Annotated in this window: 27 protein-coding genes, 1 rRNA gene and 2 pseudogenes; 13 read left to right on the top strand and 17 right to left on the bottom strand. The window is 42.3% G+C overall.

Annotated elements, in window-relative coordinates; translation table 11 throughout:
• The 4 genes from FTU46_RS00005 to FTU46_RS00020 form a co-directional block, all read right to left on the bottom strand.
• Positions 1–118, bottom strand: a 16S ribosomal RNA gene (locus FTU46_RS00005); the annotation flags it as partial.
• A 439-nt stretch (positions 119–557) separates the two neighbouring features.
• Positions 558–1,637 carry a DUF6670 family protein gene (locus tag FTU46_RS00010; protein ID WP_180104110.1) on the bottom strand — a complete coding sequence of 360 codons (1,080 nt, stop codon included), beginning with the start codon at positions 1,635–1,637 and terminating at the stop codon, positions 558–560.
• Between the two features lie 24 nt (positions 1,638–1,661).
• Positions 1,662–2,483 (bottom strand): CDP-diacylglycerol--serine O-phosphatidyltransferase, encoded by an 822-nt coding sequence (gene pssA, locus FTU46_RS00015; protein WP_180104111.1) that lies wholly within the window; start codon positions 2,481–2,483, stop codon positions 1,662–1,664.
• A 37-nt stretch (positions 2,484–2,520) separates the two neighbouring features.
• Positions 2,521–3,378 carry a 23S rRNA (adenine(2030)-N(6))-methyltransferase RlmJ gene (locus FTU46_RS00020; protein WP_004786802.1) on the bottom strand — a complete coding sequence of 286 codons (858 nt, stop codon included), beginning with the start codon at positions 3,376–3,378 and terminating at the stop codon, positions 2,521–2,523.
• A gap of 113 nt (positions 3,379–3,491) precedes the next feature.
• On the opposite strand from FTU46_RS00020, the gene FTU46_RS00025 reads away from it, so the two are divergent.
• Both FTU46_RS00025 and FTU46_RS00030 read left to right on the top strand, forming a co-directional pair.
• Positions 3,492–4,094 (top strand): 2OG-Fe(II) oxygenase, encoded by a 603-nt coding sequence (locus FTU46_RS00025; RefSeq protein ID WP_159122608.1) that lies wholly within the window; start codon positions 3,492–3,494, stop codon positions 4,092–4,094.
• 71 nt (positions 4,095–4,165) lie between these two features.
• The gene (locus tag FTU46_RS00030; protein WP_159122609.1) at positions 4,166–4,693 is read left to right on the top strand and encodes a hypothetical protein; all 528 of its coding nucleotides are present in this window, start codon (positions 4,166–4,168) and stop codon (positions 4,691–4,693) included.
• Between the two features lie 71 nt (positions 4,694–4,764).
• Here FTU46_RS00030 and FTU46_RS00035 read toward each other — a convergent pair whose 3' ends face one another.
• The 6 genes from FTU46_RS00035 to FTU46_RS00060 form a co-directional block, all read right to left on the bottom strand.
• Positions 4,765–5,022, bottom strand: coding sequence for a DUF2789 family protein (locus FTU46_RS00035; protein WP_104425715.1), 258 nt, complete (start codon positions 5,020–5,022; stop codon positions 4,765–4,767).
• Between the two features lie 116 nt (positions 5,023–5,138).
• Entirely contained in the window at positions 5,139–5,402 is a 264-nt protein-coding gene (locus FTU46_RS00040) for a DUF2789 family protein (RefSeq protein ID WP_005233812.1), read from the bottom strand.
• Positions 5,403–5,448: 46 nt separating this feature from the next.
• Positions 5,449–5,727, bottom strand: a complete 279-nt coding sequence (locus FTU46_RS00045; protein ID WP_004786814.1) for a DUF2789 family protein — start codon at positions 5,725–5,727, stop codon at positions 5,449–5,451.
• A 177-nt stretch (positions 5,728–5,904) separates the two neighbouring features.
• Positions 5,905–6,891: a malate dehydrogenase gene (locus FTU46_RS00050; RefSeq protein WP_004786815.1), complete on the bottom strand. Its 987-nt coding sequence runs from the start codon at positions 6,889–6,891 to the stop codon at positions 5,905–5,907.
• A 172-nt stretch (positions 6,892–7,063) separates the two neighbouring features.
• Positions 7,064–7,702 (bottom strand): ribonuclease I, encoded by a 639-nt coding sequence (locus FTU46_RS00055; protein ID WP_179992790.1) that lies wholly within the window; start codon positions 7,700–7,702, stop codon positions 7,064–7,066.
• Between the two features lie 34 nt (positions 7,703–7,736).
• Positions 7,737–9,671 (bottom strand): transglycosylase SLT domain-containing protein, encoded by a 1,935-nt coding sequence (locus FTU46_RS00060; protein WP_373686574.1) that lies wholly within the window; start codon positions 9,669–9,671, stop codon positions 7,737–7,739.
• 334 nt (positions 9,672–10,005) lie between these two features.
• Between FTU46_RS00060 and miaB the strand changes: the two genes are divergently transcribed.
• The 5 genes from miaB to FTU46_RS00085 all read left to right on the top strand — a co-directional run bounded on the left by miaB (position 10,006) and on the right by FTU46_RS00085 (position 14,047).
• Complete coding sequence (miaB, locus tag FTU46_RS00065; RefSeq protein ID WP_004786821.1) at positions 10,006–11,463, top strand: tRNA (N6-isopentenyl adenosine(37)-C2)-methylthiotransferase MiaB; 1,458 nt, start codon at positions 10,006–10,008, stop codon at positions 11,461–11,463.
• Positions 11,464–11,501: 38 nt separating this feature from the next.
• Positions 11,502–12,578 carry a PhoH family protein gene (locus FTU46_RS00070; RefSeq protein ID WP_004786823.1) on the top strand — a complete coding sequence of 359 codons (1,077 nt, stop codon included), beginning with the start codon at positions 11,502–11,504 and terminating at the stop codon, positions 12,576–12,578.
• A gap of 34 nt (positions 12,579–12,612) precedes the next feature.
• A complete protein-coding gene (gene ybeY / locus FTU46_RS00075) occupies positions 12,613–13,095 on the top strand; it encodes an rRNA maturation RNase YbeY (protein WP_166135600.1) in 483 nt (160 codons plus the stop codon).
• 92 nt (positions 13,096–13,187) lie between these two features.
• A complete protein-coding gene (locus FTU46_RS00080; RefSeq protein ID WP_180104112.1) occupies positions 13,188–13,487 on the top strand; it encodes an antibiotic biosynthesis monooxygenase in 300 nt (99 codons plus the stop codon).
• A gap of 158 nt (positions 13,488–13,645) precedes the next feature.
• On the top strand, positions 13,646–14,047 hold the full coding sequence (locus FTU46_RS00085; RefSeq protein WP_104425710.1) for a hypothetical protein: 402 nt from the start codon (positions 13,646–13,648) through the stop codon (positions 14,045–14,047).
• Here the strand turns inward: FTU46_RS00085 and FTU46_RS00090 are convergent.
• Positions 14,044–14,901, bottom strand: a complete 858-nt coding sequence (locus FTU46_RS00090) for an energy transducer TonB (RefSeq protein WP_180004392.1) — start codon at positions 14,899–14,901, stop codon at positions 14,044–14,046. The genes FTU46_RS00085 and FTU46_RS00090 overlap by 4 nt on opposite strands.
• 262 nt (positions 14,902–15,163) lie before the next feature.
• Here FTU46_RS00090 and FTU46_RS00095 point away from each other — a divergent pair, with 262 nt between their 5' ends.
• The 3 genes from FTU46_RS00095 (at position 15,164) to FTU46_RS00105 (ending at position 17,383) form a co-directional block, all read left to right on the top strand.
• Positions 15,164–15,850: a hypothetical protein gene (locus FTU46_RS00095; protein WP_004786832.1), complete on the top strand. Its 687-nt coding sequence runs from the start codon at positions 15,164–15,166 to the stop codon at positions 15,848–15,850.
• A 207-nt stretch (positions 15,851–16,057) separates the two neighbouring features.
• Positions 16,058–16,717 carry a DUF3108 domain-containing protein gene (locus tag FTU46_RS00100; RefSeq protein ID WP_373683638.1) on the top strand — a complete coding sequence of 220 codons (660 nt, stop codon included), beginning with the start codon at positions 16,058–16,060 and terminating at the stop codon, positions 16,715–16,717.
• 90 nt (positions 16,718–16,807) lie between these two features.
• Positions 16,808–17,383 (top strand): xanthine phosphoribosyltransferase, encoded by a 576-nt coding sequence (locus tag FTU46_RS00105; RefSeq protein WP_004786836.1) that lies wholly within the window; start codon positions 16,808–16,810, stop codon positions 17,381–17,383.
• 282 nt (positions 17,384–17,665) lie between these two features.
• Here the strand turns inward: FTU46_RS00105 and FTU46_RS00110 are convergent, their stop codons facing one another.
• Entirely contained in the window at positions 17,666–18,340 is a 675-nt protein-coding gene (locus FTU46_RS00110) for a hypothetical protein (protein WP_004786838.1), read from the bottom strand.
• An 86-nt stretch (positions 18,341–18,426) separates the two neighbouring features.
• Positions 18,427–19,536: pseudogene (locus FTU46_RS00115) on the bottom strand (CsgG/HfaB family protein); the annotation flags it as partial.
• Positions 19,537–19,726: 190 nt separating this feature from the next.
• Between FTU46_RS00115 and FTU46_RS00120 the strand changes: the two are divergent.
• Positions 19,727–20,080, top strand: a pseudogene (locus FTU46_RS00120) (hypothetical protein); the annotation flags it as partial.
• A gap of 168 nt (positions 20,081–20,248) precedes the next feature.
• Here the strand turns inward: FTU46_RS00120 and wrbA are convergent.
• Complete coding sequence (gene wrbA, locus FTU46_RS00125) at positions 20,249–20,845, bottom strand: NAD(P)H:quinone oxidoreductase (protein WP_180104113.1); 597 nt, start codon at positions 20,843–20,845, stop codon at positions 20,249–20,251.
• A gap of 113 nt (positions 20,846–20,958) precedes the next feature.
• Between wrbA and FTU46_RS00130 the strand changes: the two genes are divergently transcribed.
• On the top strand, positions 20,959–22,206 hold the full coding sequence (locus FTU46_RS00130) for a YihY family inner membrane protein (RefSeq protein WP_180104114.1): 1,248 nt from the start codon (positions 20,959–20,961) through the stop codon (positions 22,204–22,206).
• 128 nt (positions 22,207–22,334) lie between these two features.
• On the opposite strand, the gene FTU46_RS00135 is transcribed toward FTU46_RS00130, so the two are convergent.
• The 3 genes from FTU46_RS00135 to FTU46_RS00145 all read right to left on the bottom strand — a co-directional run bounded on the left by FTU46_RS00135 (position 22,335) and on the right by FTU46_RS00145 (position 24,700).
• Positions 22,335–23,273, bottom strand: a complete 939-nt coding sequence (locus tag FTU46_RS00135; RefSeq protein WP_180104115.1) for a DMT family transporter — start codon at positions 23,271–23,273, stop codon at positions 22,335–22,337.
• 261 nt (positions 23,274–23,534) lie between these two features.
• Positions 23,535–24,176 carry a fumarylacetoacetate hydrolase family protein gene (locus tag FTU46_RS00140; RefSeq protein WP_179992780.1) on the bottom strand — a complete coding sequence of 214 codons (642 nt, stop codon included), beginning with the start codon at positions 24,174–24,176 and terminating at the stop codon, positions 23,535–23,537.
• Positions 24,177–24,202: 26 nt separating this feature from the next.
• A complete protein-coding gene (locus FTU46_RS00145) occupies positions 24,203–24,700 on the bottom strand; it encodes a YcxB family protein (RefSeq protein ID WP_125279712.1) in 498 nt (165 codons plus the stop codon).
• 160 nt (positions 24,701–24,860) lie between these two features.
• Between FTU46_RS00145 and FTU46_RS00150 the strand changes: the two genes are divergently transcribed.
• Positions 24,861–26,162 carry an SRPBCC family protein gene (locus FTU46_RS00150; protein WP_180104116.1) on the top strand — a complete coding sequence of 434 codons (1,302 nt, stop codon included), beginning with the start codon at positions 24,861–24,863 and terminating at the stop codon, positions 26,160–26,162.
• Position 26,163 lies beyond the last annotated feature (1 nt).

The raw sequence follows: 26,163 nt of genomic DNA on the forward strand, positions 1-26,163 counted from the left end.
GCATTACTCACCCGTCCGCCGCTAGGAATCAGGTGCAAGCACCCTATCCCCGCTCGACTTGCATGTGTTAAGCCTGCCGCCAGCGTTCAATCTGAGCCATGATCAAACTCTTCAGTTAAAATCATTTTGTACCTTAGTTAAGACAAGGTACCAATTCTGGCTCATCAATTACTGACAAAAAATTTGCTCAAATAAACTTCGAGTAATTTAAACCAATCAATCAATGAAAATAATTTCGATCAATCAACCAGTAAAAATCCACACAAGTTGTTCTTCATAATCTCTTAATGATCTTCTTGCTACTTCGTCAGTAGCAAGCTAGGTCGGCTATATTACTCTCTATCTCTAGAAAGTCAACCAGTAATGAAAATTATTTTTAAACTTTCTTTCTAAAACCTAACTCAACCATTTCATGCTAAGTTACTGTTTTATCAGAAGTTTTAATCTTCATCACCGCCGATGGATGTGCATTATAGACCAATCCCAAACAAGCGCAACCCCTATTTTTAAGAAAATACTTCAGTTGATTATTATTTCTACAAAAATGCCGATTTTCCCTATTTTTTGAGCATTAAAGGTACAGAATTGGCCAATGTACTTAATAATTTCTCTTTTTTATTGTGTTCCTGAAAGTGCAAGGAGCGGCAATCTATATATTCACAATAGCCCCCTTCTCCATACTCAGTCTTGCCATTAATTCTGACTTCGTAATTAAAGCTTCCAACATAACCCGCAGCCAGACCAAATTTGAAATCTCCCCGGCTTTGTCCCTGCAACCAGATCTGTGTTCCTTTGCCATCTTCATAGCACCATTCAAACTCACGCGGCAGATACATCTTTTGCCCATTTGGGGTAGTCACACTCGGATAAACCCGATGCACCTTGAAATAGACTTTTTGATCGAACATTTGACTGGTCATATTTTTCAAGTCACGCAGATAAATTCGTGACTGCACAATGCTGTTCAGACTATCTCGAATTTGTGCCAACAATAATTGCCGTCCTTCACTCAGGTTAATAATCTGATAAGTCAGAAAGGCTAAAGGCAAATAGGGAAAATTAAAGCTTCGTGCAAATTCAAAACTACCTAAACTCTCGATAAGGTATTTCTGATCTTTATAATGTAAGGTGCCCTGACAATAACAAAGCAAAGACCAATGATCAGCCAGTGCAAAGCGCATTTGGGTAAAGTGTGAAATCAGATTGGTCGTATGGATGCTGAGATCAAAGCCCAGTTCAGAATCAAAACGTTGTAAACGAAAATGTGGAAAGTCGCCGGTCAGTTTTTCACGATCTAGAAACTGAAACAGGCCATACTGAAACTTGCAATCCTTTTTGATTGAATAGCAATTTAATTGTCCCGCCATATGCGGACTGGTACTACAGATTACTGTGGCTGTATCCAGTGCATTGGTTTGAATAGCACTCGGGTTTGCCAACATCGGTGCATTAGGCTGACCAATAATACTCAGAAAATTAAGATAATGAAGGGGTGCAGGCAGATCCGGAAGTGTCAGGCCCTGATGAATAATTTTATATTTCTGGTTTGGCCCATGATAGGCAAGATTATGCTGGGAAACAGCAGGAGTCTGATTCAGCTGTTTCGAACGATCTAGAAAATCTTGAAGAAACTGCATCTCAAACTCCTTATTTTTATATTGTTATAAGGTACTCTGTCTTTTCGCCATGAATGTTGTAAGGAAACCAGACAAGGCATAGATGACAGAGATCACGAGAATCCCTACCGGAATATTATAAGTCATCGCTGCAAAGATAAACACCGCGATCGGCAACACGAAAAACGGTACCCGTCTACGCTCTACGGTTTTAAATGAATAGTATTTGATATTAGAAATCATCAATAAGCCAACGATTACAATAATCGCAGCATTAATGATTTGTACAGTAAAATCACGAATATCAAACACAGCCGGGAAGTCCAATCCTACCCAGACCAGTGAAATAATAATGACGGCTGCTAATGGACTTGCAACGCCAATAAAATAGCGTTTATCCACTACGCTAATCTGAACATTAAAGCGGGCTAGACGGAAAGCCGCACAAGCCGTATAGACAAAACAAGCCGCCAGACCGATACGACCGAGGTCGCTCAAACCCCAGCTATACATCAGAATCGCGGGTGCAACACCGAAGGCTAACATGTCAGACAGTGAGTCAAACTGCTCACCAAACGGACTTTGTGCACCAATAGCGCGCGCCACACGGCCATCCAGACCATCGAATAAGGCCGCCAGGAAAATCGCATAAATGGCTTGCTGGAATTCGCCATTCATACTGGCAATAATCGAGTAAAAGCCTGATAACAACGCAGCGGTTGTAATCAGGTTAGGCCACAGATAGATACCTCGACGCTTAACTCTTTGCCCTTCCTGGGTATGCTCTACCTCTTCCACCTCGAAGGTGATGCCATCAAATGGCAAATCTTTCGAAGATTCGTGTTCCGGCTTATTTGTACTTGTCATTCTTGTCGATCCTAACTATGACCCGATCTTTAAAATATTATTCGCCTACTAACCAACGAACTGCTGCATGACCGCCATTTTCCTGCATACGCAAATGCGGGAATAACCATTGCAGCGCTTCGTCTGCATCTTCAGAGAACTTCCAAGGTGGGTTAATCACCAGTAAACCACAACCATTTAAACCCACTGGTGTATCATCTGGCCATACACAGATTTCACATACCAACTGACGGCGAATCCCGGTCTTGAACATTTTCTTCTCGAAACGTTCAATCATGGCACGGTCTTTAATTGGGTACCAAACTGCAAATACGCCTGTCGGCCATTTTTTATAAGCAGCAACCAGTAATTCAACCAGCTGTGGGAAGTCTTTACGCTCCAGCTCATACGGCGGATCGATCATCACCAGACCACGTTTTTCTTTCGGTGGAATGACTGCGAGCAAGCCTTCATACGCATCACGCTCATGCAAACCGGCGCGTTTGTCAAAAATGTTATGACGTAACTGCTGGAACACATCACGCTGCATTTCAAAAATGGTGGCCTTGTCAATTTCACGCATGCCTTCCAGTGCAAACCAAGGTGAACCCGGATATGCACCTTTACCAAAGTTTTCACGCATTTTCTCAACAATTTTTAAATATTGTTGTACGCCTTCTGGCGCATTACGCTTGACCGAATCATCCAGCTTGATCAGACGATGAATACCGTTCAGGAATTCCCCTGACTTTTGCGCTTCAGAGGTGGATAAATCATATTTACCTGCACCACCATGTGTATCTACATAGCGATATGGTTTATCTTTTGCATTGAGTCGAGTCAATAATTGAAGCAACAATACATGCTTCATGACATCGGCAAAGTTGCCAGCATGGTAATGGTGACGGTAATTCATGTTTCATTAATTCCTAATTTCAACCGCTATTTTAACATGAAAAATAGTTTCGTTCAGACCCGATTCTTACATAGAATAGCGCGACCCCAATTTACCCTTCTAGGTGAGTTTCTATGGAAGCAGTTCAACTCCCGGCAACCTGGCCAGTTGATCAGATTATTGATGATCTAGATCAGCATGGTTTTAGCATGATCGACAATGCTTATGCCCCATCCTATGTTGAACAGCTGATTGCTGAATGTACCAGTAATCTGGAACGCTTTCGTGATGCAGCCATTCAGAATGGCGTAGTCAGCAATATCCGCAGTGATCACATTCTCTGGCTCAATGAAGATCTGGAAATTTCTAACCAGCATGTGCAAACCTTACAGGCTTTAGGTCATGAGCTGAACCGCGCTTTCTTCCTCGGCATTAAAGATGTGGAAGCCCATTTTGCCTGCTATAACGCGGGTGAGTTCTATGCCCTGCATCGCGATAATCCTCAAGGCAAAAATGGCCGGATGATTTCTGCGGTTTATTATCTGCATGATGATTGGCAAGATAACTGGGGCGGCGAACTACATCTGCAGGATAAAAATGATCAATGGCATATTATCCAGCCTAAACCAAACCGTATTGCCTTCTTCCAAAGTGATTTAATGCATGAAGTTTTAAAAGCCAAACATCAACGTTTATCAATCACCGCCTGGTTAAGAAGTGATACCTGTTTGCTCTAATCCTTTTTCCACGCTTTAAATTTCAATTTTCAGCCTCATATAGCAATCATTGAGATATAAGGACTGCGTTCATGCGACCAACCCCCAAAGAGATCATTGCACGCATTGGTGAAACAGATCAGCTGTTTTTAAATGGCAATACGCCTGAGCTGGCGCTTGAACGGGCGGATCTTCGTCTGCAATTGGTGACTATTAGCCAGTTACGTCAAGAGCAGGTGCATTTCCTGCAAGAAGCGATTGTTCTGCTGGAGCAGAGCCGGATTGAATTTGAAGAAATGCCACTGGATTTGTATATCAATCTGTCTTTACACCTGGCCAAAGCCTATATGATCTACTTTGAGCTGACCAAAGAAGATCATTATGCGCTTATTACCCAGCAGATTCTAAAACCAATGACCAATTATGAGCATGCGGATATTTATTTCTTCCTGGCTTATGCATCTGCCAGTAAGAAAGAGCCTGCCATGACTCGTCACTGGCTAAATAAATACAGTAAAACGGCCCATTTTGACCATGAACTGGTAGGCCAGCATCCGGCATTTGATGAATATCGTCAACTGGAATGGTTTATCCAGATTCTGCGTAGCCGTATGCATTAAAACAACGAAATCTGTTCCTATAAAAATGCCTCACATTGATGAGGCATTTTTTATGAATTAATTTAATTGACTCAAGCCAAACGGCGTCGATCTGCATCCAGATGCAATTGCTGATTCAGTTCATCAATCCAGATTGCCCAGTCATCATCCTGTACCAGATGACTAATCAACAGCGAACGCTGCGCTTTATTCCAGAACGGTGCTTCATGCAGTGACATATGGGCAGGTAGCTGATGAGTACGTATATAAAGCTCAATTGCCGCCGGGCTGTTAGCCAGGCCGAGTTGAGAAAATAACAGTTCTAAGGATGGTTGGTTCTTCCCGAGCATATGCCCTCCTTATATCAGATATATTGTAGTTATTTATAGGACTAACTTATAAGATAAGACAAAAAAAACCTAGTCAAAGGACTAGGTTTTGTTGTGTCTTTTTGTATAAAGAAACTTTAATTGCTTTCAGGGCCTTCTTTATCACTTTCGACATGTAAAAGCTGGTTCAGTTTATCAATGATTACGATCCATTCATCATCCTGATGCCAGTGTTCGCGAAGAAAAGCGCTTTGCCCCTCATTCCAGAAATCTGCATCCGGCAAAATCACGTCTGATGGTAGCTGATGATTTTTGGTAAATTCATCAATTGATGCTTCATCAGCAGGCAAGCCTAATTGCTCAAATAATAATTCTAAAGTCACTTGCTGTTCTAATACCATTCGCTCACTCCATCATAAAAATAATCAGTTCATTGATTTGAAAATATTATTGACGCTTAGAAGAAGGTAGATCACAAGAACCACTTCCTTCCGCCTCAATATGCAATTGCTCATTGAGTACATCTACAAAAATTGCCCAGTCATCATCTTCTTTCCAGTGACCAATCAGAAAATCATGTTGGTTTTTGGTCCAGAAAGGAGCTTTATGTAAGGGGACGTCCATCCCAATCTGATGGGTTTTGATAAATTCATCGATTGCTTCCGGGCTTGAATCCAAGCCGAGTTGCTCAAAAAAAAGTTCCATGGTAGGTCGCTGCTCTAACATCTCAGTACCTCCTCTTTTGTTGATGATTCTTCTTATTAAACTAGATGAGCCACTCGCAAAGTTCAGTTGTCCCTCCTTCACAAGATGTTATTTTTTGTTCTTTAAATTTTTTAGAAATAGCAATAAAAAAGCACCCCCAATGGAGTGCTTTTTTAACTTAATCTTAAAAAGATTAAATTATTTGATCATGTCAGCAACTGCAGCGCGCTCTTCTTCAAGCTCGTTCAGTGTAACGTTGATACGTTCACGGCTGAATTCGTCGATTTCAAGACCTTGAACGATTTTGTATTCACCGTTTTCAGTAGTTACAGGGAAACCGAACATTACGCCTTCAGGAATACCATAAGAACCGTCAGAAGGAATACCCATAGTTACCCATTTTCCGTTTGTGCCAAGAGCCCAATCGCGCATATGGTCGATTGCAGCGTTTGCAGCAGAAGCAGCAGAAGACAAACCACGTGCTTCGATGATCGCAGCACCACGTTTACCAACAGTTGGAAGGAATACGTCTTTGTTCCAAGCTGCATCGTTGATTTTGTCTTTCAAGCTTTCGCCGTTTACGTTCGCAAAACGGTAGTCAGCATACATTGTTGGAGAGTGGTTACCCCAAACAGTCATGTTTTCGATGTCAGAAACTGCAACACCCGCTTTTTGAGCAAGTTGAGTTAACGCACGGTTGTGGTCAAGACGCAACATTGCTGTGAAGTTTTTCGCTGGAAGATCTGGAGCAGATTTCATTGCGATGTAAGCGTTAGTGTTCGCAGGGTTACCTACAACAAGAACTTTAACGTCACGGCTAGCAACTTCGTTCAGTGCTTGGCCTTGACCAATGAAGATTTCGCCGTTTACTTTAAGCAGGTCAGCACGTTCCATACCAGGACCACGTGGACGTGAACCAACTAATAGAGCATAGTCTGCATCTTTGAAAGCTACTTTAGGATCATCAGTACCGATCATGCCCGCCAATAATGGGAAAGCACAGTCGTCTAGTTCCATCATTACGCCTTTAAGCGCTTGCTGAGCTTTCTCAACAGGAATTTCTAATAATTGAAGAATAACTGGTTGGTCTTTACCAAGCATTTCACCGCTTGCGATACGGAATAATAGGCTGTAACCAATTTGACCAGCAGCGCCAGTAACGGCAACGCGAACAGGTTGCTTCATGTAATTATCTCCAATTGAGAGGATCGTCATAATGATTAAATAGCTGTTCTATCTAATCTTAATAATCATAAACGGCAAAGATTGTACTCCAATCCTCTTCGAGATGCATGTAAAAGAGAATGGATTTCAACAAAAGTATGATAGGAAATATAAATTAATTTGACTAAAAAACTTAGTATGTCCCTTTTATTGTGACAGTTTTTGGGCATGTATTAATAATGTTTGCAGGACAGCCTTTATAACCCCCATTGGCGTTATAGCAGACTTGGATGGAGGTCAGCAGGCTGGATGCGCGGGTCTGATGGCAGTTAAAGCGCAATGCTGTTGAAGGCAGTTGCGGATTGATTTTCAGAAATTTGGAACGCAGCATATCAATGGAAACGGTATGACTTTCCTGCTCGGTGAGTTCTTCAGGAACTTTCAGACGATCAGCATGATTGATCACGGTACGAAAATACTGCGTGGCATTCATCGGAATACAACCACCAATATTATGCCAGAGCAATGCGCGGGTATTTTCATCCGGCATGATACGGGCCACCACTTTAGCCTGCAAAGGCGGTAACTTCGCAGAACTGGTAGTAGTGCAATGTGTTGATGTGGTTTGAGGATAGAGACCAGAAATATTTAGGGAATAACCTTCAAGACATTTTCTTTTTTTACTGTAGGCCGGATCCAGACTGCAAAGTGCCGGTACCATCTGGATGTCCATGACATAACCCGTTGGCAATGCAAAGGCAGCTGGACTTGCTGCTAAAAATAAAAGTGCAGCCCATCCAGCAGAAATTTGAGCACCCCTTATTCCCTTGATCAACAAACTATCCTTCCCTTAGATTTTTTGAATGCTATGGTGTATTACGTAACGGAATGGCTTGCATACGCTTACCGACCGATTGTGCGCCCTGTCCCAATAAAATACCGTAATATGTCGCGTTCGTCATGACATGTTTCACATAATCTCGCGTTTCCAGTAAAGGAATGGTTTCGGTATATTGATCCGCAGCAATACTTTGGAATTCGGGTTGCCAACGGCGGGCACGGTTCGGGCCGGCATTATAACCTGCTGTAGCCAGTACTGGACTATTGCTCAATTGACGCTGAATTGTTGATAAATAGTAAGTTCCGTAACGGATATTGGTGTTCATATCGGTTAAGGCTGCGGGGTTATAAGTCTCACCCATTTGACGAGCAACCAGTTTGGCGGTGTCCGGCATGATTTGCATCAAACCACCAGCGCCTACATGAGAGCGTGCGCCAGTATTGAAACGGCTTTCCTGACGCATCAAACCATAAGCCCAAGCGGCATCAATGCCAGCATTACGGCTATGACTCACCACATAATTCTGATGTGGCATCGGATAACGATAGTTGTAATTATGCTTGTCCGCAGTACGATCTGCTGCATAAATGGCACGGTCATACCAGCCCATATCCATCGCACGTTTGGCTGCTGCCAACAGTAAATCGTCATCTTTTCTTAAATAAGCCTGACGAACTGCCCAATTCCATTCACGGTTAATATAATTTTCTGGCGCATTAATATTACGTAAGGCAAAGGCACGGCGGAAATGAATATCTTGGTTCAGGCGTTGCATGGCCTGGCTGGATGGCTGTGCCGAGTTCGGTGTAGAAGCCGTTAACTGGCCTAATCTATCTCGCGCTAGCAGGTTATGATAATCCTCACCGACTGCCAGTTTTTTATAGATACTTTCTGCTGCCTGTTTTGAAGCGCGATCTGTGCGCTGTTCACTGGCACGTGCCAGCCAGTATTGCCAGCGGTCTTCCTGTTTCTGGTTCACGCTCATGGCATCAATGGCACGAATCAGACTTTCCCAGGCACTAAAACGAATCGCCTGACGGGCATAAATTTCGGCTTCTTCCGGACTAAATGGCAAACCATAACTGGCATCCAGATAGTTCAGCACTTCACGGTTGAAGTTATTTTTCATTACCGTAGTGCCGCCGATATAACCCACAGTTCTGAATAGTGTTTTTTGTACTTGTACCGGTGTGCCTTCAGCAGTACGTTTTACAATGGACATTGCTGAATCGAGATCACTGTCTGCCAGACGCCCCAACGCATAAATCAGATAGGCATGATCAGCGGCAGTACTTTTAGGGGCTGACCATAAATAATTGGTTGGATTGGCCTGAATCGTATTGAGCTGAGCCAGAGACAGGTTAAGCCCTAAACCTTGTGCAGTGGCAATAGCCTGTCCAGACTGACCAGCACGTAATTGCACCCACAAACGCTGCTGGCGGTCTTCATTGGTCATAAGCGGACTGGATAACATCATGCGTCCCAAGCCTGTACAAGACTCAGGTTGAGAATTGGTGGTTAGCCAAACATCCTTAAACTCAGCATAAACCAGCTGATCGCCACTTTTGGCACGGACTTGCGCAACTGCACAGGCTTCAGCCGGATCGGCATTGGTAACATATTGCAGTACAGGTTGTGCAGTGGCAAAGTCAGCCATTTTGACTTTTTCTTCGACATAATCGGCTGCGAGTTTTTCTGCCATAGCCGACTGAGGATAACGTTGGGCGAAACTGATAATTTGACTGGCAGGTTGTGAGCCAAGATTCTGGTTCAGAATCCAGTATTCAGGATAATAGCCCAAGGCATCATTTTGCATGGCAGACTGATATTGTTGTAATTGTCCGACATTTCCAGCATTTGCCGCGCGTAAGGCATCATTAAATTGTTCTTCTGCTGCTTGCGCACTCATTGAACAGAGACACGCCACACTCAAGCTTAGTAATTTATAATATTTCTTCATATTTTTAGTGTGTTTAAACATCAATTTGCCTTCTATCATCGAGTTTTCGCCCAGCCCCTGTTGCCTATCATAAGAGTTAGCCGGAAAATTATAACCCACTGTATTGTTCACTTATGTAACCTTATGATTAGACAATATTAATTTTCAGACACTTTTTGTCCATAAATCAATATTTTCCCAGCCGCATTTTAGGCTATAAGTTTAAGCGACTTTCCTGCTAAAATATGCGCCTTTTAAAGATTTCAGAACGTGAATTGAATTTTTATTTACCCGTTTGCCTATGCAAACAGGTTATTCGTTCACTCTTTCGACGTATTACCTTGTAGGAGCCTACATGACGGTTCAAACCTTCATTCCGAATGGTGCCCCAGCTGCCTCAGAAAACACTGTCACCCAGCCAGCGCACACCCCAGCCATCGATGGTTCAGTTAAAAAACTGTATATCGAAACGCAAGGGTGTCAGATGAATGAGTATGACAGTCACCGTATGGCAGATCTGCTGGGCGATTCCCATGGCTATGTGCTAACCACCGATCCTAAAGAAGCGGATATTCTGCTGATGAATACCTGCTCGATCCGTGAAAAGGCACAAGAAAAAGTATTCTCAGAATTGGGCCGCTGGCGCAAGCTGAAAGAAAAAAATCCTGACCTGATTATTGGTGTCGGCGGATGTGTGGCCTCTCAGGAAGGTGACAATATCCAGAAACGTGCCAATTATGTGGACATGATTTTTGGTCCGCAAACCTTGCACCGTTTACCGCAAATGCTGGACCAGCATTTTGAGCAGGTCGAAAAACCGAAAAAAGAAAAAATTAAACTGGTCGATATTTCGTTCCCGGACATCGAAAAATTTGACTTCCTGCCTGAACCGCGTGTTGAAGGTTATAAGGCCTTTGTTTCGATCATGGAAGGCTGCTCAAAATACTGTTCATTCTGTGTAGTTCCATATACACGTGGCGAAGAAGTATCTCGCCCGCTGGATGACGTTCTGGCTGAAATTGCTGGCTTAGCAGAAAAAGGTGTGCGTGAAATTTCCCTGCTCGGTCAGAACGTGAATGGTTATCGCGGTGAGACCTTTGACGGAAAAATCTGTACTTTTGCCGATCTGTTACGTTTGGTTGCAGAAATTCCAGGTATTGGCCGTATTCGTTATACCACTTCGCATCCACTGGAATTCAATGATGATTTGATCCAGTGCTACCGTGACCTGCCACAGATGGTGTCACATCTGCATTTACCGGTACAAAGCGGTTCCAATGATGTATTGCAGGCGATGAAACGTAACCACACCATTGATGTGTATATCGAGAAAATCGAAAAGTTACGTAAAGTTCGTCCAGACATGCATTTATCTTCAGACTTTATTATCGGCTTCCCGGGCGAAACCGATGAGAACTTCGAAGAAACCTATCAGTTTATTCAGGATCTGGATTTCGACCATTCTTATAGTTTTGTTTATTCCAAACGTCCGGGCACCCCTGCCGCAGAGCTGGAAGATACGACACCTGAACAGGTGAAAAAAGAACGCTTGGCCAAAGTTCAGGACTGGATTAAACAGTCCAGTATTCGTAAAACAGATGCCATGCTCGGTACAGTCCAGCGCGTACTGGTTGAGAAAGTTTCTGATAAAGATCCGAACGTTCTGGTCGGTACAGCAGACAACACCCGTTATGTCACCTTTATTGGCGATGCATCGTGGGTAGGACGTTTTGCAGAGATCGAAATTACCGAAATTAAAACTTTAAATTTAGTTTACGGTGAGCTCTTGAATCTTGAGCCTGACGTGGCGTAATGTAGAGCATATAACGTACACTTCTAAAAGGAACACTCTTGACTGCAACGATTCGACGTACAGTAGCTTTTCCTGGAATTTCGATGGACCGTTTACAGGCCGTCTTAGGTGCCTATAACGGTCATTTGAAACAAATTGAACAACGTTTAGACGTCAAAATTTCCCACCGAGGTGAAAGTTTCTTTATCGATGGTGGAATCGATGCCGTTGAGAGAGCCGAAATGCTCTTACAACGTCTTCATGAAGAATCTGAACACAGCCAGCAGATCAGTGCAGATACTTTGCATATGATGATCCAAGGTAGCCAGACCGATCGTGAACTCCAGGAGAACCTGGAAGAACAGGAACATACTGGTTTGGACAATGTCTGGCTGCAAACGCGCAAAGGCCGGATCAATCCGCGCGGTGCCAACCAGAAACGTTATGTACAGCGTATTCTGCAAAGTGATATTTCTTTTGGTATTGGCCCTGCGGGTACCGGTAAAACCTATCTCGCCGTTGCAGCCGCTGTAGATATGCTGGAGCGTAATGAAATCCAGCGTATCTTACTGGTTCGTCCTGCGGTCGAAGCGGGTGAAAAACTTGGTTTCCTGCCAGGGGATTTAACCCAGAAGATCGATCCGTATTTGCGTCCCCTTTATGATGCCCTGTATGAGATGCTTGGTTTCGAAAAAGTGGCCAAGCTGATTGAACGTCAGATTATTGAAGTTGCACCGCTCGCCTATATGCGTGGTCGTACTCTGAATCATTCTTTTGTAATTCTGGATGAAGCCCAGAACACTACACCTGAACAGATGAAGATGTTCCTGACCCGTTTAGGTTTCGGTTCACGTGCAGTGATTACTGGTGACGTGACTCAGGTGGATTTACCACGAGGTCAGCAGTCTGGTCTGGCACATGCCTTACGTGTGATTGATAAAATCCCTGAAATTCATATTACCCGTTTCCATTCTCGTGACGTCGTGCGTCACCAGCTGGTTCAGAAAATTGTTGAAGCCTACGAAGGCTGGGACAGTGAACAGCAGCGTTTAAGCGCTGAGGCTCGTGCTGAGCGTAAAGCCCGTCAGGAAGCCTTGATAGCTGAAAATGATGCTGCGGCTGATGCACAGCATTAAAGCTGCATTGTTATTTAATTTTTAAGGATTCACGTTGAAACTTAGTCTCTCCCTGCAACAGGACTTTCAGTCACCAGAACTGGTGCTGAAACGTGCCTATATTAAAAAAGTTGTAGAAACCACTTTGCGCCATATCGGTACCCAAAGTGATTGTGAAATTGGCATTGCCTGTGTCGATAATGACGAAAGTCATAAACTCAATCTGGAATATCGCGGCAAGGATAAATCGACCAATGTCCTGTCTTTTCCAAGTGAGCTTCCAGATGAAATGGCACAGGTGCTGGATGCTTTCCCGATCGGTGATCTGGTGATTTGTATTCCAGTCGTATTGCGTGAAGCCGCTGAACAGGACAAAGCTCCACTGCTCCATTTCACCCATATGCTGGTACATGGCACTTTGCATCTGATGGGTTATGACCATGAAACTTCAGAGGAAGATGCTGAAGAAATGGAAGGCATTGAGATCGAGATTCTGGACAAACTGGGTATTGCTAATCCGTATCTGGAAAGAGATTAAAATTCAACAATTAAAAAGCGGGCCAAGGCTCGCTTTTTTCATTTTATTCACTTCATAATAAGCTCAATTTAAGAAATAAAATAAAAACCTTCATGAAATATGTCGTGATTTTCAAAGCGCAAATTAAAGAATTAGATCAGTGTTATTTTGAAACAGCCCAGCGAATGAGAGAAAGAGCCCTTTCACAATTTCAGTGCCAGTATTTTGAAGCCTTAACCGAAGGTACTCAGGAAATTGCGCTTTCTTACTGGAACAGTCTTCATGATATTCGCGCCTGGCATGAAGATGCTGAACATCAGGCCGCTCAAGAGCTAGGAAAATATAGCTGGTATACATATTTCAGCGTGGAAGTCTGTGAAGTTTTACGGCGCTATGATGCACAGTTAAATTAAATACTCATCGATCCTTATTTATTTTTTTCTTGATCTGTTCTTAGATACAGAGTTTTAAAAAAATATCTGCTTACGCATTCATGATTTCTTCCAGAAATACATAAGCACATAATGAACTTTAACAAAGAACTGTGCTTCAAAAATTTTAGGAGAACGTAATGAAAAGATTGTTCTCGACTGCATTACTTATTTTCTCTCCCTGGCTGTGTTCATCACTTTATGCCCACTCAATTCCCATGTGCCCAAAAATTAAATTTCAACAGAACCAAAGCTCATGGGCAGGCCATTATTATTTAAACGGAGTTATGGAATTAGGTTCGGAGTTGCTGTTACAAGCAGATGGTACCTTTAAATGGTATCTGGCCTATGGTGCTCTGGATCAATTTGCCGAAGGAACATGGTGGCAAAATAAAGAGTGTATTGGCTTAAAAGCAGATCCAAAGTACCAGGACTTGATGATATTTCCCAAATATCTAGCCATAGATGAAAACCATTTAAATGTGGTCTGGGACGATGGAACTCAGCAAGGTAGTTATATACAGGCGAAGCGCCCAGATTAACGCACCTCAAACTCCGCTTCAGCCGGATCAAAACGCCAGGTTCGAATAATTCTCAGCTCGGAAATATCCGACATCTTGGCATCAAATGCTCCGAATGGTGCTGCCTTGCGTACTGAAGATTTTGCAGCTTCATCTAGCAAGCTATGCCCTGAACTGTCAATTAAACGAATTGCACGAATTCCGCCGTTCTGGTTCAAGATCACCATCAAGCGCACCTCTCCTGCCAGATTCTGCTGTTTGGCCGCGTCTGGATAATAGCGGTTACCATAGAACTCTACTTTTTGACGGAATTTTTCCAGATAAGCCGCAGAGACATCCTGTTTAGACTGGATACCATCTACGGTTTTAATTTTTTGCTGACGACTGAAGTTTTGTTGTCGTTGCAGATATTGGGCTTCAAGACTGGCTACCATAGCGGCTTTGGCCTGGAACTGACTTTGTAACTGTTCCTGCAGTTTTTTGCGCTGATTTTCTTCCGCCTGTTTTTGCCAGCTTAAAGTCGTCATCAGCACTTTTTCTTCAAAGCTTAATTCACGCTGCTGTTGCAACATGTCCGGACTTTCTTGCTGCTCTTCTCCGGTCTTTTGCTCCATCAACGGTGCAGGCATATCGCTCGACATACGATGTGCTTCACGAAATTTGCCTGAACCTTGCTGATCAGTTTGAGCCAGAAAATCTGCATGCTCAATTTTTTCATCAGTTTGACGAATACTGACCGCAATCTCTTTAGTCATGCTCTCCTGATCTTGTGGCATACCAAATTCCAGCGTGAGAAAAATCACGTGCAAAATAACAGCTGCAAATACGGCGCTATTAAAAATTGGATCTTTCCACCAGGCTTTGACCAGAGGCATTAATATCATGGTTGATCTCATCGCTACGAACCCAGACTTGAGTTCATCCCCCAAACAGCATTTTTAAAAATTAAAAAATAAACGGCTTTGCATTTTTCTTTTAAAAATGCCAAACCCATCAAATCTTCAACGTTACATAACTAAAACCCTAAAAATGGTGCTATTTATTTTGCTAAACTGCAAGCTGAAACTCTTGTATTTTTTATACAATTCGACAAGATACACTTCGAATTAAAACATATAGTTGCCAGGATGCTTAAAGATGCAAACGCTAATTTCCAATATTTCTAATAAAATTCGCCAGGCGTATCAAAAGGCGGAAGGATTTATTGAGGATGAACGCGAATTTCCTTTGTCTCAAGTTTTCCTGAATGCGACATTTCAACGTTTTGTCACTGACAATGTTTCCATGCTGAAAGATCTGCATGCCGATCTGCATGATGACTGGTTACGACTCTATGCCACGCTGGACTATAAAGGTCTGAACGTGACCTTATCGGTTGATTTAAAACTGGTGCAAATGGAGCTGAATAAGAATACGCAGCTCATTGTATTTGAACAGATCAGTGATACCCAGTTGATTGAAGCCAAATACCCAAATGTCTTTTATAAACTGGGGGTACGATTCGCCCTGTTTTTCTATCAGCGCGTGCTGAATAAGGACCCTCTTGGCATGATTCTGGAAAAACTGGGCGTCATTAAAGTAAAAGATGATTTATTGCATCTGGATTTAAACCGCTGGTTAGGTAAAAACCGCTCGGTGATTGAGACGCTTGGTAAGGTTCATGTGAACCATGCAGTACTTCGTGAAGCTGAGCTCGTCGTAATTGGTAATGTGAATCTTGCAGCCCTGTTCAGAAAGCTTTCTCAGGAAAAAGAAGAGAAATGGGACGAAGACGACATGGATGACAATAAAGTCACACCGATCAAACAGAAAGAACCGACTTAAACTGTGTGTAATTCAATACCTAAACAAACACACCAGTAACTACATGAAATATACATTTTTATTGAAAATCTCCCTTCATTTTCCACATTTTGACCAAATAATAAAAAGTGGAAAGTGATCAATTTTATCTGAAATTACACAGGACAATTCTTTATGGCGAAAACTGTATTCAAAACTTTAGGGGTGACTGTAGGCTTGACTACCGCAATGGTACTTACTGGTTTATCCACCCAGACCTTCGCCATGGCGCCTTTCCAAGCCAATTATCAGTTTAGCTACAATGGAAAAAATATGGGTTCTGCTACCCGTACCTTGAGCAAATCTGGTAATAACTGGACCTATGTTTTTGCAGCCAAAGCGGGTGGCGTTGCTTCAGCGACTGAAACCAGCCGTTTTACTTTTAATAATGGCAAGATTGGTTCAAGCAGTTTCAGCCGTACCAGTAAGATTTTGGTGCATAGCAACACCATGAGTATCAACTTCAATCCATCTAGCAAAACAATCAGCACCAAGAAAGATGATGAAAAACGTTCTTTTGCCTGGAGAGCAGATGTACTGGATGAGCTAAATGCTGAATTGCAGATTCGTGAAGACCTGAAAAATGGTGGTTTAAAATCGAATTACTACATTGCTGATGCCAAAGAGGTGGAAGGCCGTAAATTTGTCAAACAAGGTACAGAAACGGTGAGCACCAAATATGGTTCATTTAGTACCATTAAAGTAGTGATTAAACACAACAAACCAGGCCGTGAAACTACTTTCTGGTTAGCACCGAAACTGGACTACTTACCAGTCAAAGTATCGCATGTCGACAAGAAAACCTCTTACGGTTTATTGCTGACCAGCTATAACGGTAAAACGAACTAAGGTTTTTTGGTGAATTTCGCTTGATTTTTTTTGGGTGCTTTTTACAATACGCTTTTGCTTTAAAAAGCACCTGCTCTTGAGGATTCTCCCGTGCACGCACTAGAACAGAAAATCTTAGCCGAAGGTATCGTTCTATCTGAAGAAGTTTTGAAAGTTGATTCTTTCTTAAATCACCAAATTGATCCAATCATGATGCAGCAAATTGGTCAGGAATTTGCGCGTCTGTTTAAAGATGCTGGTATTACCAAAATTATTACCATTGAAGCGTCCGGTATTGCACCTGCAGTCATGGCAGGCTTAGAGCTTGGTGTTCCAGTGATTTTTGCACGCAAATACCAGTCTCTCACTTTAAAAGATGATTTATACCGTTCTAAAGTATTTTCATTTACCAAACAGACTGAAAGCACGATTGCCATTTCAAATAAACACATTAGTTCATCTGACAAGGTTTTAGTGATTGATGACTTCCTGGCAAATGGTCAGGCAGCACTGGGTCTTGCTGACTTGATTCATCAGGCGAATGCTGAAGTGGTAGGGATCGGGATTGTGATTGAAAAATCATTCCAGCCAGGCCGTGACTTGTTACTTGAAAAAGGTTACCGCGTTGAATCATTAGCGCGTGTGAAATCTTTGGCAAATGGTACTGTCGAATTTGTTCGAGATTAAATTTACAAATGAATATTTTAAAGGGTGCTTCGGCACTCTTTTTTATTGGATTTTTTTAATTTCTGTTAGCTAGGAATAACTAAAACATAGCTATAAAACTATCTATTTTCGACTGCACGTAAATAATTGTACTCCGACTTTTTCTTATGAAATTTTTAAACAGCTAAAGCTTCAAGAATTTATTATCCGACAAATAACAACAATTTAAGCTGATATTATTATAAGATAAGAGGCCTAACTATCTGCCAATAGTTAGGCCCTTGGTTTATTTTCAACAATAAACTATTTGACAGTCACAGTAATACTACCGCTGTTGACAGCACCAATGGCGGTAGTTGTGATGCTGTTGTTAACAGCAGTTTGAGTTCCTTCTGCAATTGCACTTACAGATGCATCAATGGTACCTGCATTGTAAGCAATATTTGCTGCACTATAATTACTTAAAGTTTCATTGATTTGCTCACTGTAGTTGGTCGCCAGTGTAGTACTCACTACTTCTGAGATGTCTGAACTATCAGCAACCTCTGAGAGCTCTTCTACAGTTTCTGAGTTATTAGTTGCACTGGTAACTTCACTGAAGTCATAGTTATATGTCTCATCTGATACGTCTGATATCACGCTATTAAAGCTGCCTTGCTCTAGTGTAATACTACCTGTATTCGCGGCGCCAATTGCTGTAGTTTCAATCGTACCTTCAATTGAACTAATTGCATCCTGTGCTTCTCTTGATACCTCTCCTAATGCTTGTAAATCGACGCTGGCATCAACATCACCTGTATTTACTGCAAGATTCAAGGCAGAACCATTTTCCACCTGCTGAGAGATCGACTCCAGGGTCGCTTGTAAACCAGTATCTACGGTTACTTCAGTTGGTGTTTCATCATCTTGAGCATATGCCATACCTGCACCAGACAGGAAAGCGACGGATAAAGCGATTGTTTTGATCGTGTTTTTCATCGTTGTTTTTCCTTTTTTAGCTTTGAAATACTTCTCGCTCAGTATTTCTTTCTCATAATGGGAGCGAGCCCATTTTTACTGGTCAATTAATCACGCTGAGAACTTGACCAGTAATTTTCTATAACTTCAGGATTGGCATCCCACAACATGGATACTTTCTCCTCTTCTTTTTCTTTAGAATTCATTTCTTGCGAATCTTTTTTGTTCTTTATTACACCTGAAGAAGACGAAGCTTTTTTCTTACTGATATATTTAATTAAATCTTGTTTACTCATTTCAGGATCTGCTTCAGGATTCTGAATCACTTCGGATTCTTTGTTTTTAGGTGGCTTCGTATCCTTACTCGGTGAATTGGTCGATTTATTTTTTTCATTGGATGAAGAAGATTCTGTTGCAGCTGACTCCTGAACAGCAGTACTGGACGCTATACTATTTTGCTCCTGACTTTTTTTGTACTTATGCAAAGCCACAGAACTTCGTGTCAGATTGAGCTGACCATATTCAGGTGGTATTTGTGCACGACAACCTGCAAAGACTGGAGGTGGGACAACCTGACTGAGTAATTCAAAAGTGGCCAGATTCAACATTTGCCGTAAAGCAAAATTAGTCGCCTCACGTTCTCCTTTACCGATTTGAACATTTAACAAGGTACGTCCAGTAAACCGCCCGGCACTGACACCATAATCCTGTGCAGCAATCTGCTTTTGCAGCGATACATTCGCAACGACTTTACTCGTACGTGTATCGGTAAGAGATAAATCCAGACCAACCATAATACGGGTTTGACTGTAGTTCGGGCCAACACCCGCAATCTGCATATCAAATCCACCCCCCGGAATAAAATCCAGACTGTTAATACTGCCAGTCACATAATAATCAGAGGCCTGAATCTGTCTTGGATCCCGAATCCCCCACTTGGCTTCACTTTCAATAATTCGGGGATCACGTCGGTTCATTAAGTTGACTCCCGCCTGAAATAAAGCAGACTGCACCATATCTCCAGCGCCTTGAGTGACCATTTTCCCACTACCTCCATTGGTCACCACATCTTTACCGGTTTGATCCAGAATCGCACCCACAGAGAAGCTGACATCATTACGTAATTGCCCTTTTAAACAGGATAAAGCCATATCAAAAGGGGTAAAAATATCGGTAATAGGAGGTCCTTGTACCAGTTTCACCGGTTTCTTAGTGGAAAATGCATGTATTTACAACTCAGCTAAACTTCTCTGAATAAAATTCCACTAGAATCAAATTGGTATGAAATGTTCCTGACTTCAATATTCAGAACCTACATACTGTTGAGCCGGATGTGTTGGATAGCTGCTGGTCTAAGTAAGATTCCATATCACACATTTGCTTAAAATGAATAAATACTAATCGCTGATGGAAAATCCTATGCAATGTCCTAAATGTGGTTCAACGGAAATTGAGCTACGCGATCACGAAAAGAATCTGAAAAAAATTGGTGGTATTTTAATGACCTCAGCTGGTGCCACTGCCGGTACAGTAGGTGGTGCAGCCTCTGGTGCTTCAATTGGTGCTGCCATTGGAACAGTCGCAGGTCCTTTAGGGGTAATTGTAGGCGGCACAGTTGGAACCTTCGTAGGCGCAATCAGCGTAGGCATTACTGGTGGCGTGGTCGGAAACTTCTTAGGTAAAAAAGCAGGTGTTTCTGTAGATCGCAATCTGTTTCTGGATTATCAGTGTCTGAATTGCAAACATAGATTCAGTCAAAAAGATCAAAAAGATCAAAAAGATCAAAAAGATCAAAAAGATCAAAAAGATCAAAAAGATCAAAAAGATCAAAAAGATCAAAAAGATCAAAAAGATCAAAAAGATCAAAAAGAAGATTAATAAAATCAAGGAAATGAAGCTGATTCTTCATTTCCTTTTTTAATTAATTTCTTAAGCCTGATAGAGTTTTAAAGCAACTTCGGCCAGACGTTTACCCTGTACTTCACACAAAATTTTCTCATCCTGGCTTAAGCCTTGGTCATGTCGTGGGCCACTCACATGACTTGCGCCATAAGGCGTGCCACCACTTTTAGTATTAGACAAAGCTGGTGTCGCATTGCTTAATCCCATGATCATCATGCCATGATGAAACAATGGCGGTAGCATCGTCAGTAAAGTACTTTCCTGTCCGCCATGCATTGAGCCTGACGCGGTAAAAACACAGGCTGGCTTACCATGCAAAGCACCATTCAGCCATAAGCTGGTGGTCTGATCCCAGAAGTATTTCATTTCTGAAGCCATATTCCCAAAGCGGGTGGGTGAACCTAATGCCAAAGCAGCACACTGGGCAAGATCATCTAAAGTACAGTAGATATCACCTTCTGCCGGAATACTCGGCTCTGCTTCTTTCACTACGGTCGCAATATTTGGAACAGTACGAATTTTTACAGCCATTCCTGCTGCTTCAACACCATTCGCAATCAAATACGCCATTTCTTTGGTTGAGCCATATTTGCTGTAATATAAAACAAGGACATAAGGTTGCATAAAGTTCTTATTCATTACTTAAAAAAATAAAACTATACGGTATTTCGCAACTTTTTTGGGTAAGCTGAAGAATGAAAATTCATGATGAATAAAAAAATTGAGATTGAAAGCGCATGATCGTTGAATATTTAAAGAAGTTACCTTTTTATGAAAAACACTGGTTTCAATTTATTTTATTTGTACTACGGCGTTTCGAGGCTGACCGATGTCGTGAGCAGGCTGGTTCACTGACCTATACTACCCTGTTTGCTGTAGTTCCGATGCTGACCGTGTTTCTGGTCATTATCTCTTCAATCAGAGCATTGGAACCGGCACGACAACAGCTCCAACAGCTGATCTATAGTAACTTTTTACCTAAAACAACGATCGCTTTCGATAAAGCCCTCAATGCCTTCACGGAGAAGTCCAGCAATTTAACTATTATCGGTATTCTTTTCTTATTTATCACAACAGTACTGATGCTCAGTAGTATCGAAACGGTCTTTAACCGGATCTGGCGTGTGACTGAAACCCGCGGCGGCATTATCGGTTTTATGCGTTACTGGACCATTATTTCACTCGGTCCAATTCTGCTGGGCAGCGCCTTTGTGATTTCTTCTACTTTGGCCTCCATGAATATTCTCAGTAATAACTTTGCCGGTTATGAACTAGATGGTGCCTTTATTCTCTGGGTAATTTCTTTTTCTCTGACCGTACTTGGCTTTTTTATTCTGAACTGGACTATTCCCAATCGGAGTGTACCGCTCAAATCAGCTTTTATTGCCGGTCTGTTTAGTGCCATCGTCTTCGAACTTCTGAAAAACCTGTTCGGCTTTTTGATGTCAAACTTTACCAGTTATGAAATTGTTTACGGAGCTTTCGCAGCTGTCCCTATTTTCCTGCTCTGGATTTATCTGTCCTGGATTATTGTATTGCTGGGCGTGGAAATCAGCTATGCCCTGACTGCATTCGAATCTGGACAGGACAATAAGCGCCATCCAATCGTCATGTTGCTGGATCTATTAGAACTGTTTTATAAAAAGCAGAAAACTGGTGAAAGTGTCAGTGAAGCCCAGGCACTAGAAGTTTTGGGACGGGATGAAATTGGACGCTGGCCTAGCTATGTCAGCATGTTTGAAAAACAGAATCTGATTAAACGTACAGATGACAATGAATATGTGCTGGTACGCGATCTGGATCAGGTCAGCTTCTGGAATTTTTATCTACAGCTTCCTTATCCATTGCCGCGCAAACAGCATCTGACTGATGTGCATACTGATGATCTCTGGATGCAAAAATTCTCACCCAAACTGAATGAAACTGATCAGTTTCTGGAAGAAAAACTCAATTTTCCATTATCAGAACTGTTCCGCAGTAAATAAATTTAATCCTCTCTTTTGAGAGGATTAAATTTAAGTAGATTGATTTGATTTTCAGCAAATAATCATCCTTGCTGTCATTAAAGCTATAATCCAAAAACTAAGTGTCGTTATTTTCATTGACCGGATTTTTATATAGAGGTTTGAGTCTTGATCTGAGGCTCAGGCTTCTTTAACCATCCCTGTAAACTCACCAGAATCACGCCCAGCATCACCATACAGGTCCCGACAATAAAATTGATCTCGACATGCTCATTTAGAATTAACACGCCAAACAGCATGCCAAATACTGGGGTTAAAAAAGAAAATACTCCTAGGCGTGAAGCCAGGTAATGTTTCAGCATCCAGAACCAGATCAGATAACTGGCAAAGGAAATCACCACCGTATGAAAAATCAGGCTGGAAATCGACAAAGTTGTCCATTGAATACTGGCTTGTCCAGTCAAAAAGGACAAAGGCAACAACGCCATGCCAGCGATCAGCAATTGATAGAATAAGGTTTGGGTTGCAGGCGCTTCAGCCAGCGAGCTCAAACGTACACTCACGGTCGTGGCTGCCCAGAACACGCCCGCCAGTAGCGCCAGAAAATCTCCCCATAAGGCATGAGATTGTAAAGCAGATCCTGTCTGCGGGCGCAGCAGGAAACTCACCACAATACCACTAAAGGCAAGAAAAATTCCTCCCCATTGCACATGAGACAAATGTTCCGCCGGCAGTTTCCAGTGCAAGCCCAAAGCCACAAAAATTGGTGCAGTATAGAGCAAGACAATGGTATGCGAAGCTGAGGTATAACGCAGCGCCTCACCCACCAGATAAAATTCAGCGGCAAACAGCACACCCACCAGTAAACCTGCAGATAAGTATCGCGCACTCCAAAGCTGACGGCGTACACTCTGCTGAATTAAAGGATAAACCATAAGTGCAGATAAGGCTGAACGTAATGCAATTTGCATCAGGGCAGAAATATCACTGGCCGCCCATTTCAGTACGACCTGCTGCAAACCCCACAACATACATAGTACAAACATAATGGCAGATGCTTTGACATCTAGTGCCTGACGATGATTCAAAAAATATAGTCCTGTTCTCGATTCGAGCCGCTACATACTAAAAATGTTAGAAGTAGAAGATATACTTTAAAATAGACACACGATGAGGTGATTCAGGCAAAAAGAGTGATGCATAAAAAACGATTTAGACGCTATCCAATTTATATCTAGAAACTGAATGGCAACCGTGCCTGATCAGTCTGATAAATTATCCCTTGCTCATTACACTTTTCTAAACAAAATAAAGGAGCCCTTCGGCTCCTTGATCTCAAAAATCCGGTCTTACTTTACAAATGTCGTCCAAACATAATCCTGATTTTGGCCTTTTAGGGTCATTTTCAACTGATCACCCGATTGTAAGGCTGCCACTCCTGCTGGTGTACCGGTCATGACCACATCACCTGCTTCCAGTGTGAACACTTGACTGATGTCGGCCAATAAAGTTGCAATATCAAAAATCAATAAAGCTGTATCGCCTTTTTGACGCCGCTCATCATTGATCTCTAGCGTATAATGCACATCTTTCCAGTCAGTAATGACATCGGCTACCGGTATCCAGTCTGCAAGTACACAAGAACCGTCAAAAGCTTTGGCCCGCTCCCAAGGTTGACCTTTTTTCTTTAGGTCATCTTGTAGATCACGCAAGGTCAGATCCAGACCTAAAGTCACAGCACCAATTGCCTGCAAAACTTTGGCAGGATCATTTTCCTTGCTTAAGGTACGGTCAATACGCAAACTTAGTTCACACTCATAATGACAGTTACCCCAGTCCGGATTCCATTCAATACCAGCATCCAGTGCAGTCAAAGCACTCGGTGGCTTGATAAACAACACAGGACGATCAGGTACCGCATTTCCAAGCTCTTTGGCATGGTCAGCATAACTGCGACCGACACAAACAATTTTCGATGGACGTGTACTCATGATCTCTTTCCTGTTCTTGATCTGTCTTATTTCTTGAAGGTATTTTCGAAAATGCTTTGCTCAGTACCATCTTTAAAGGCACGTTTTGGCACAATCACCACTGTACGGTTTTTCAGTTCCAGCATATAGGTCAGTTTGCCGATGGCAAAACTCTGTACTTCATTATAATGCACGACCTTGCTACGTCCGTTATTGAAAATTTCTGCATAGTCCTGAAACAGGTCAATGCCTTGTTCACTTTTTCCAAACTGGTATTTTACAAACTGGCGCTTAAACATCATCGGCAGGAACCAGTAACGCATGATGCCCTGTAGAATCAGAAAGAAGGCACCCAAAGCCACATAATAACGACCAACCCCATTCAGGCCCATTGAGAAGCCCCAGATAATAATCCCGATGCTAACCAAAGGCGTCAGAAACCGTGAAATCTGTTTTTTGCCAAAAGTGGCCAGGGCAAATCCATCCTGAGATTCTTCTAAAGTAAGATAATAACGGGTGGATAAAGTCGGTGCTGACTCAGTCATAGCATTACATCAAAAATATAAAATCCTGATCCATACTATATCAAAATATGCTTAAAACTCATGGCTTATGCTATCAATTACATAACTTTGCTTTGGAAATAACTGAATTTAGTTTTAAATAAATCATCATTAAAACAAAAAACACACAATAGGATATTGGATGAAAGGATTGATCCCCTATTTGCTGATGAGTAGTACCTTATTTGCAATCTCACCAGCTTTCGCAAAAATAATGCTATGGACCCCTAATCTGCCAAGCAGTCTTGATGTATTTCAAGGCAATTCTCAGCAACTGGCTGAACTCACTGGCGAACGTATCCTGATTTATGCGCATCCTGCCAGCAAAACCCATCTACCGACTTTTAAAACGGCTTCTAGTAGCAAATCCCAGTTTTATAGTGCGGCTGTAGTCTTGCCTGCATCCGAAGCACAAGTCGAAAAATTACTGCAACATTATCCGAATTATGTCGGCCTGTTTCCGACCCTAAAATCCGCCAAGGTGATTGAACAGCAAGGTAGCATTCAACAAGTCAAATATCAGGTGCATATTCCCACTCCAATCCCGGTCTTAAACTTTAAAGAAACTGTAGTGATGCAGCATCATCTGGAAAATAACAGTATCAGCACACTAATTCTGGACGCGCCAATTCCCTATGGGGCCGGAAAGCTGGAATGGTTTGCACTGAGCCCCAATAAAACCTTAGTAACGGTGACGCAATGGGGTGATCTAAACCAGCCGCAAGGTTTTCTATTTAGCAAGATTCTAAATGCCCTGCCGGAAGCCAAACTCGGCATTCCTGCTGGCACCAATGCCTTTCTGCTTGAAGCTTTACAACAGCGTTTTAAATATCCTGCTGCTACAATTTTAAATACGGCAATACCCCAAGTTCAGCTCAGCAATCAGCAAACTCAGAAAATTGCCCAGCTTAGTCAAAAATCAGGACAACCTGTCAGCTTTATTTTGCCCAATTATCAGGTCAAGGCCGGTAAAGGTTCAGAAAATCTAAGATTCAGTACTACCTATCAATATTTCTCACATCCAACTGAGAAGCTGCAGCCTTGGTTATCGGCTCAGGCCAGCCAGAAACTCTTTCCGCGACAAATCAAAAAAGTGGAACTGAACCCAGTCAACCCGCAAAGTATTGATGCCAACTACAAGGTATCAGTCGGCTTGGGCGTCATTCAGATTCCCTTTAATTTTAAAATGCGTTTTGAACAGCCAAATACCTTACAAAACCAGTTCTATGCTAATGGCGGAGATTTAAAATTTGTACGGGGTGGAATGAAGCTTTTGCCGCAATCTCAGGGAACGCTATTCCAAATCACCAGTTCCATGAAAATTCATGATCAGGCGCCTTTTTTACTGAAAGCCATGCGCAGCCTTCCCTATCATGACATGTTGCCGGCTGTTGGTGGCAATACGGTCTACGCCTTGAAAATACAGCAGAAATTAAAATCTTAAG

Source organism: Acinetobacter sp. YH12108, assembly GCF_013419055.1.
GTDB lineage: Bacteria > Pseudomonadota > Gammaproteobacteria > Pseudomonadales > Moraxellaceae > Acinetobacter.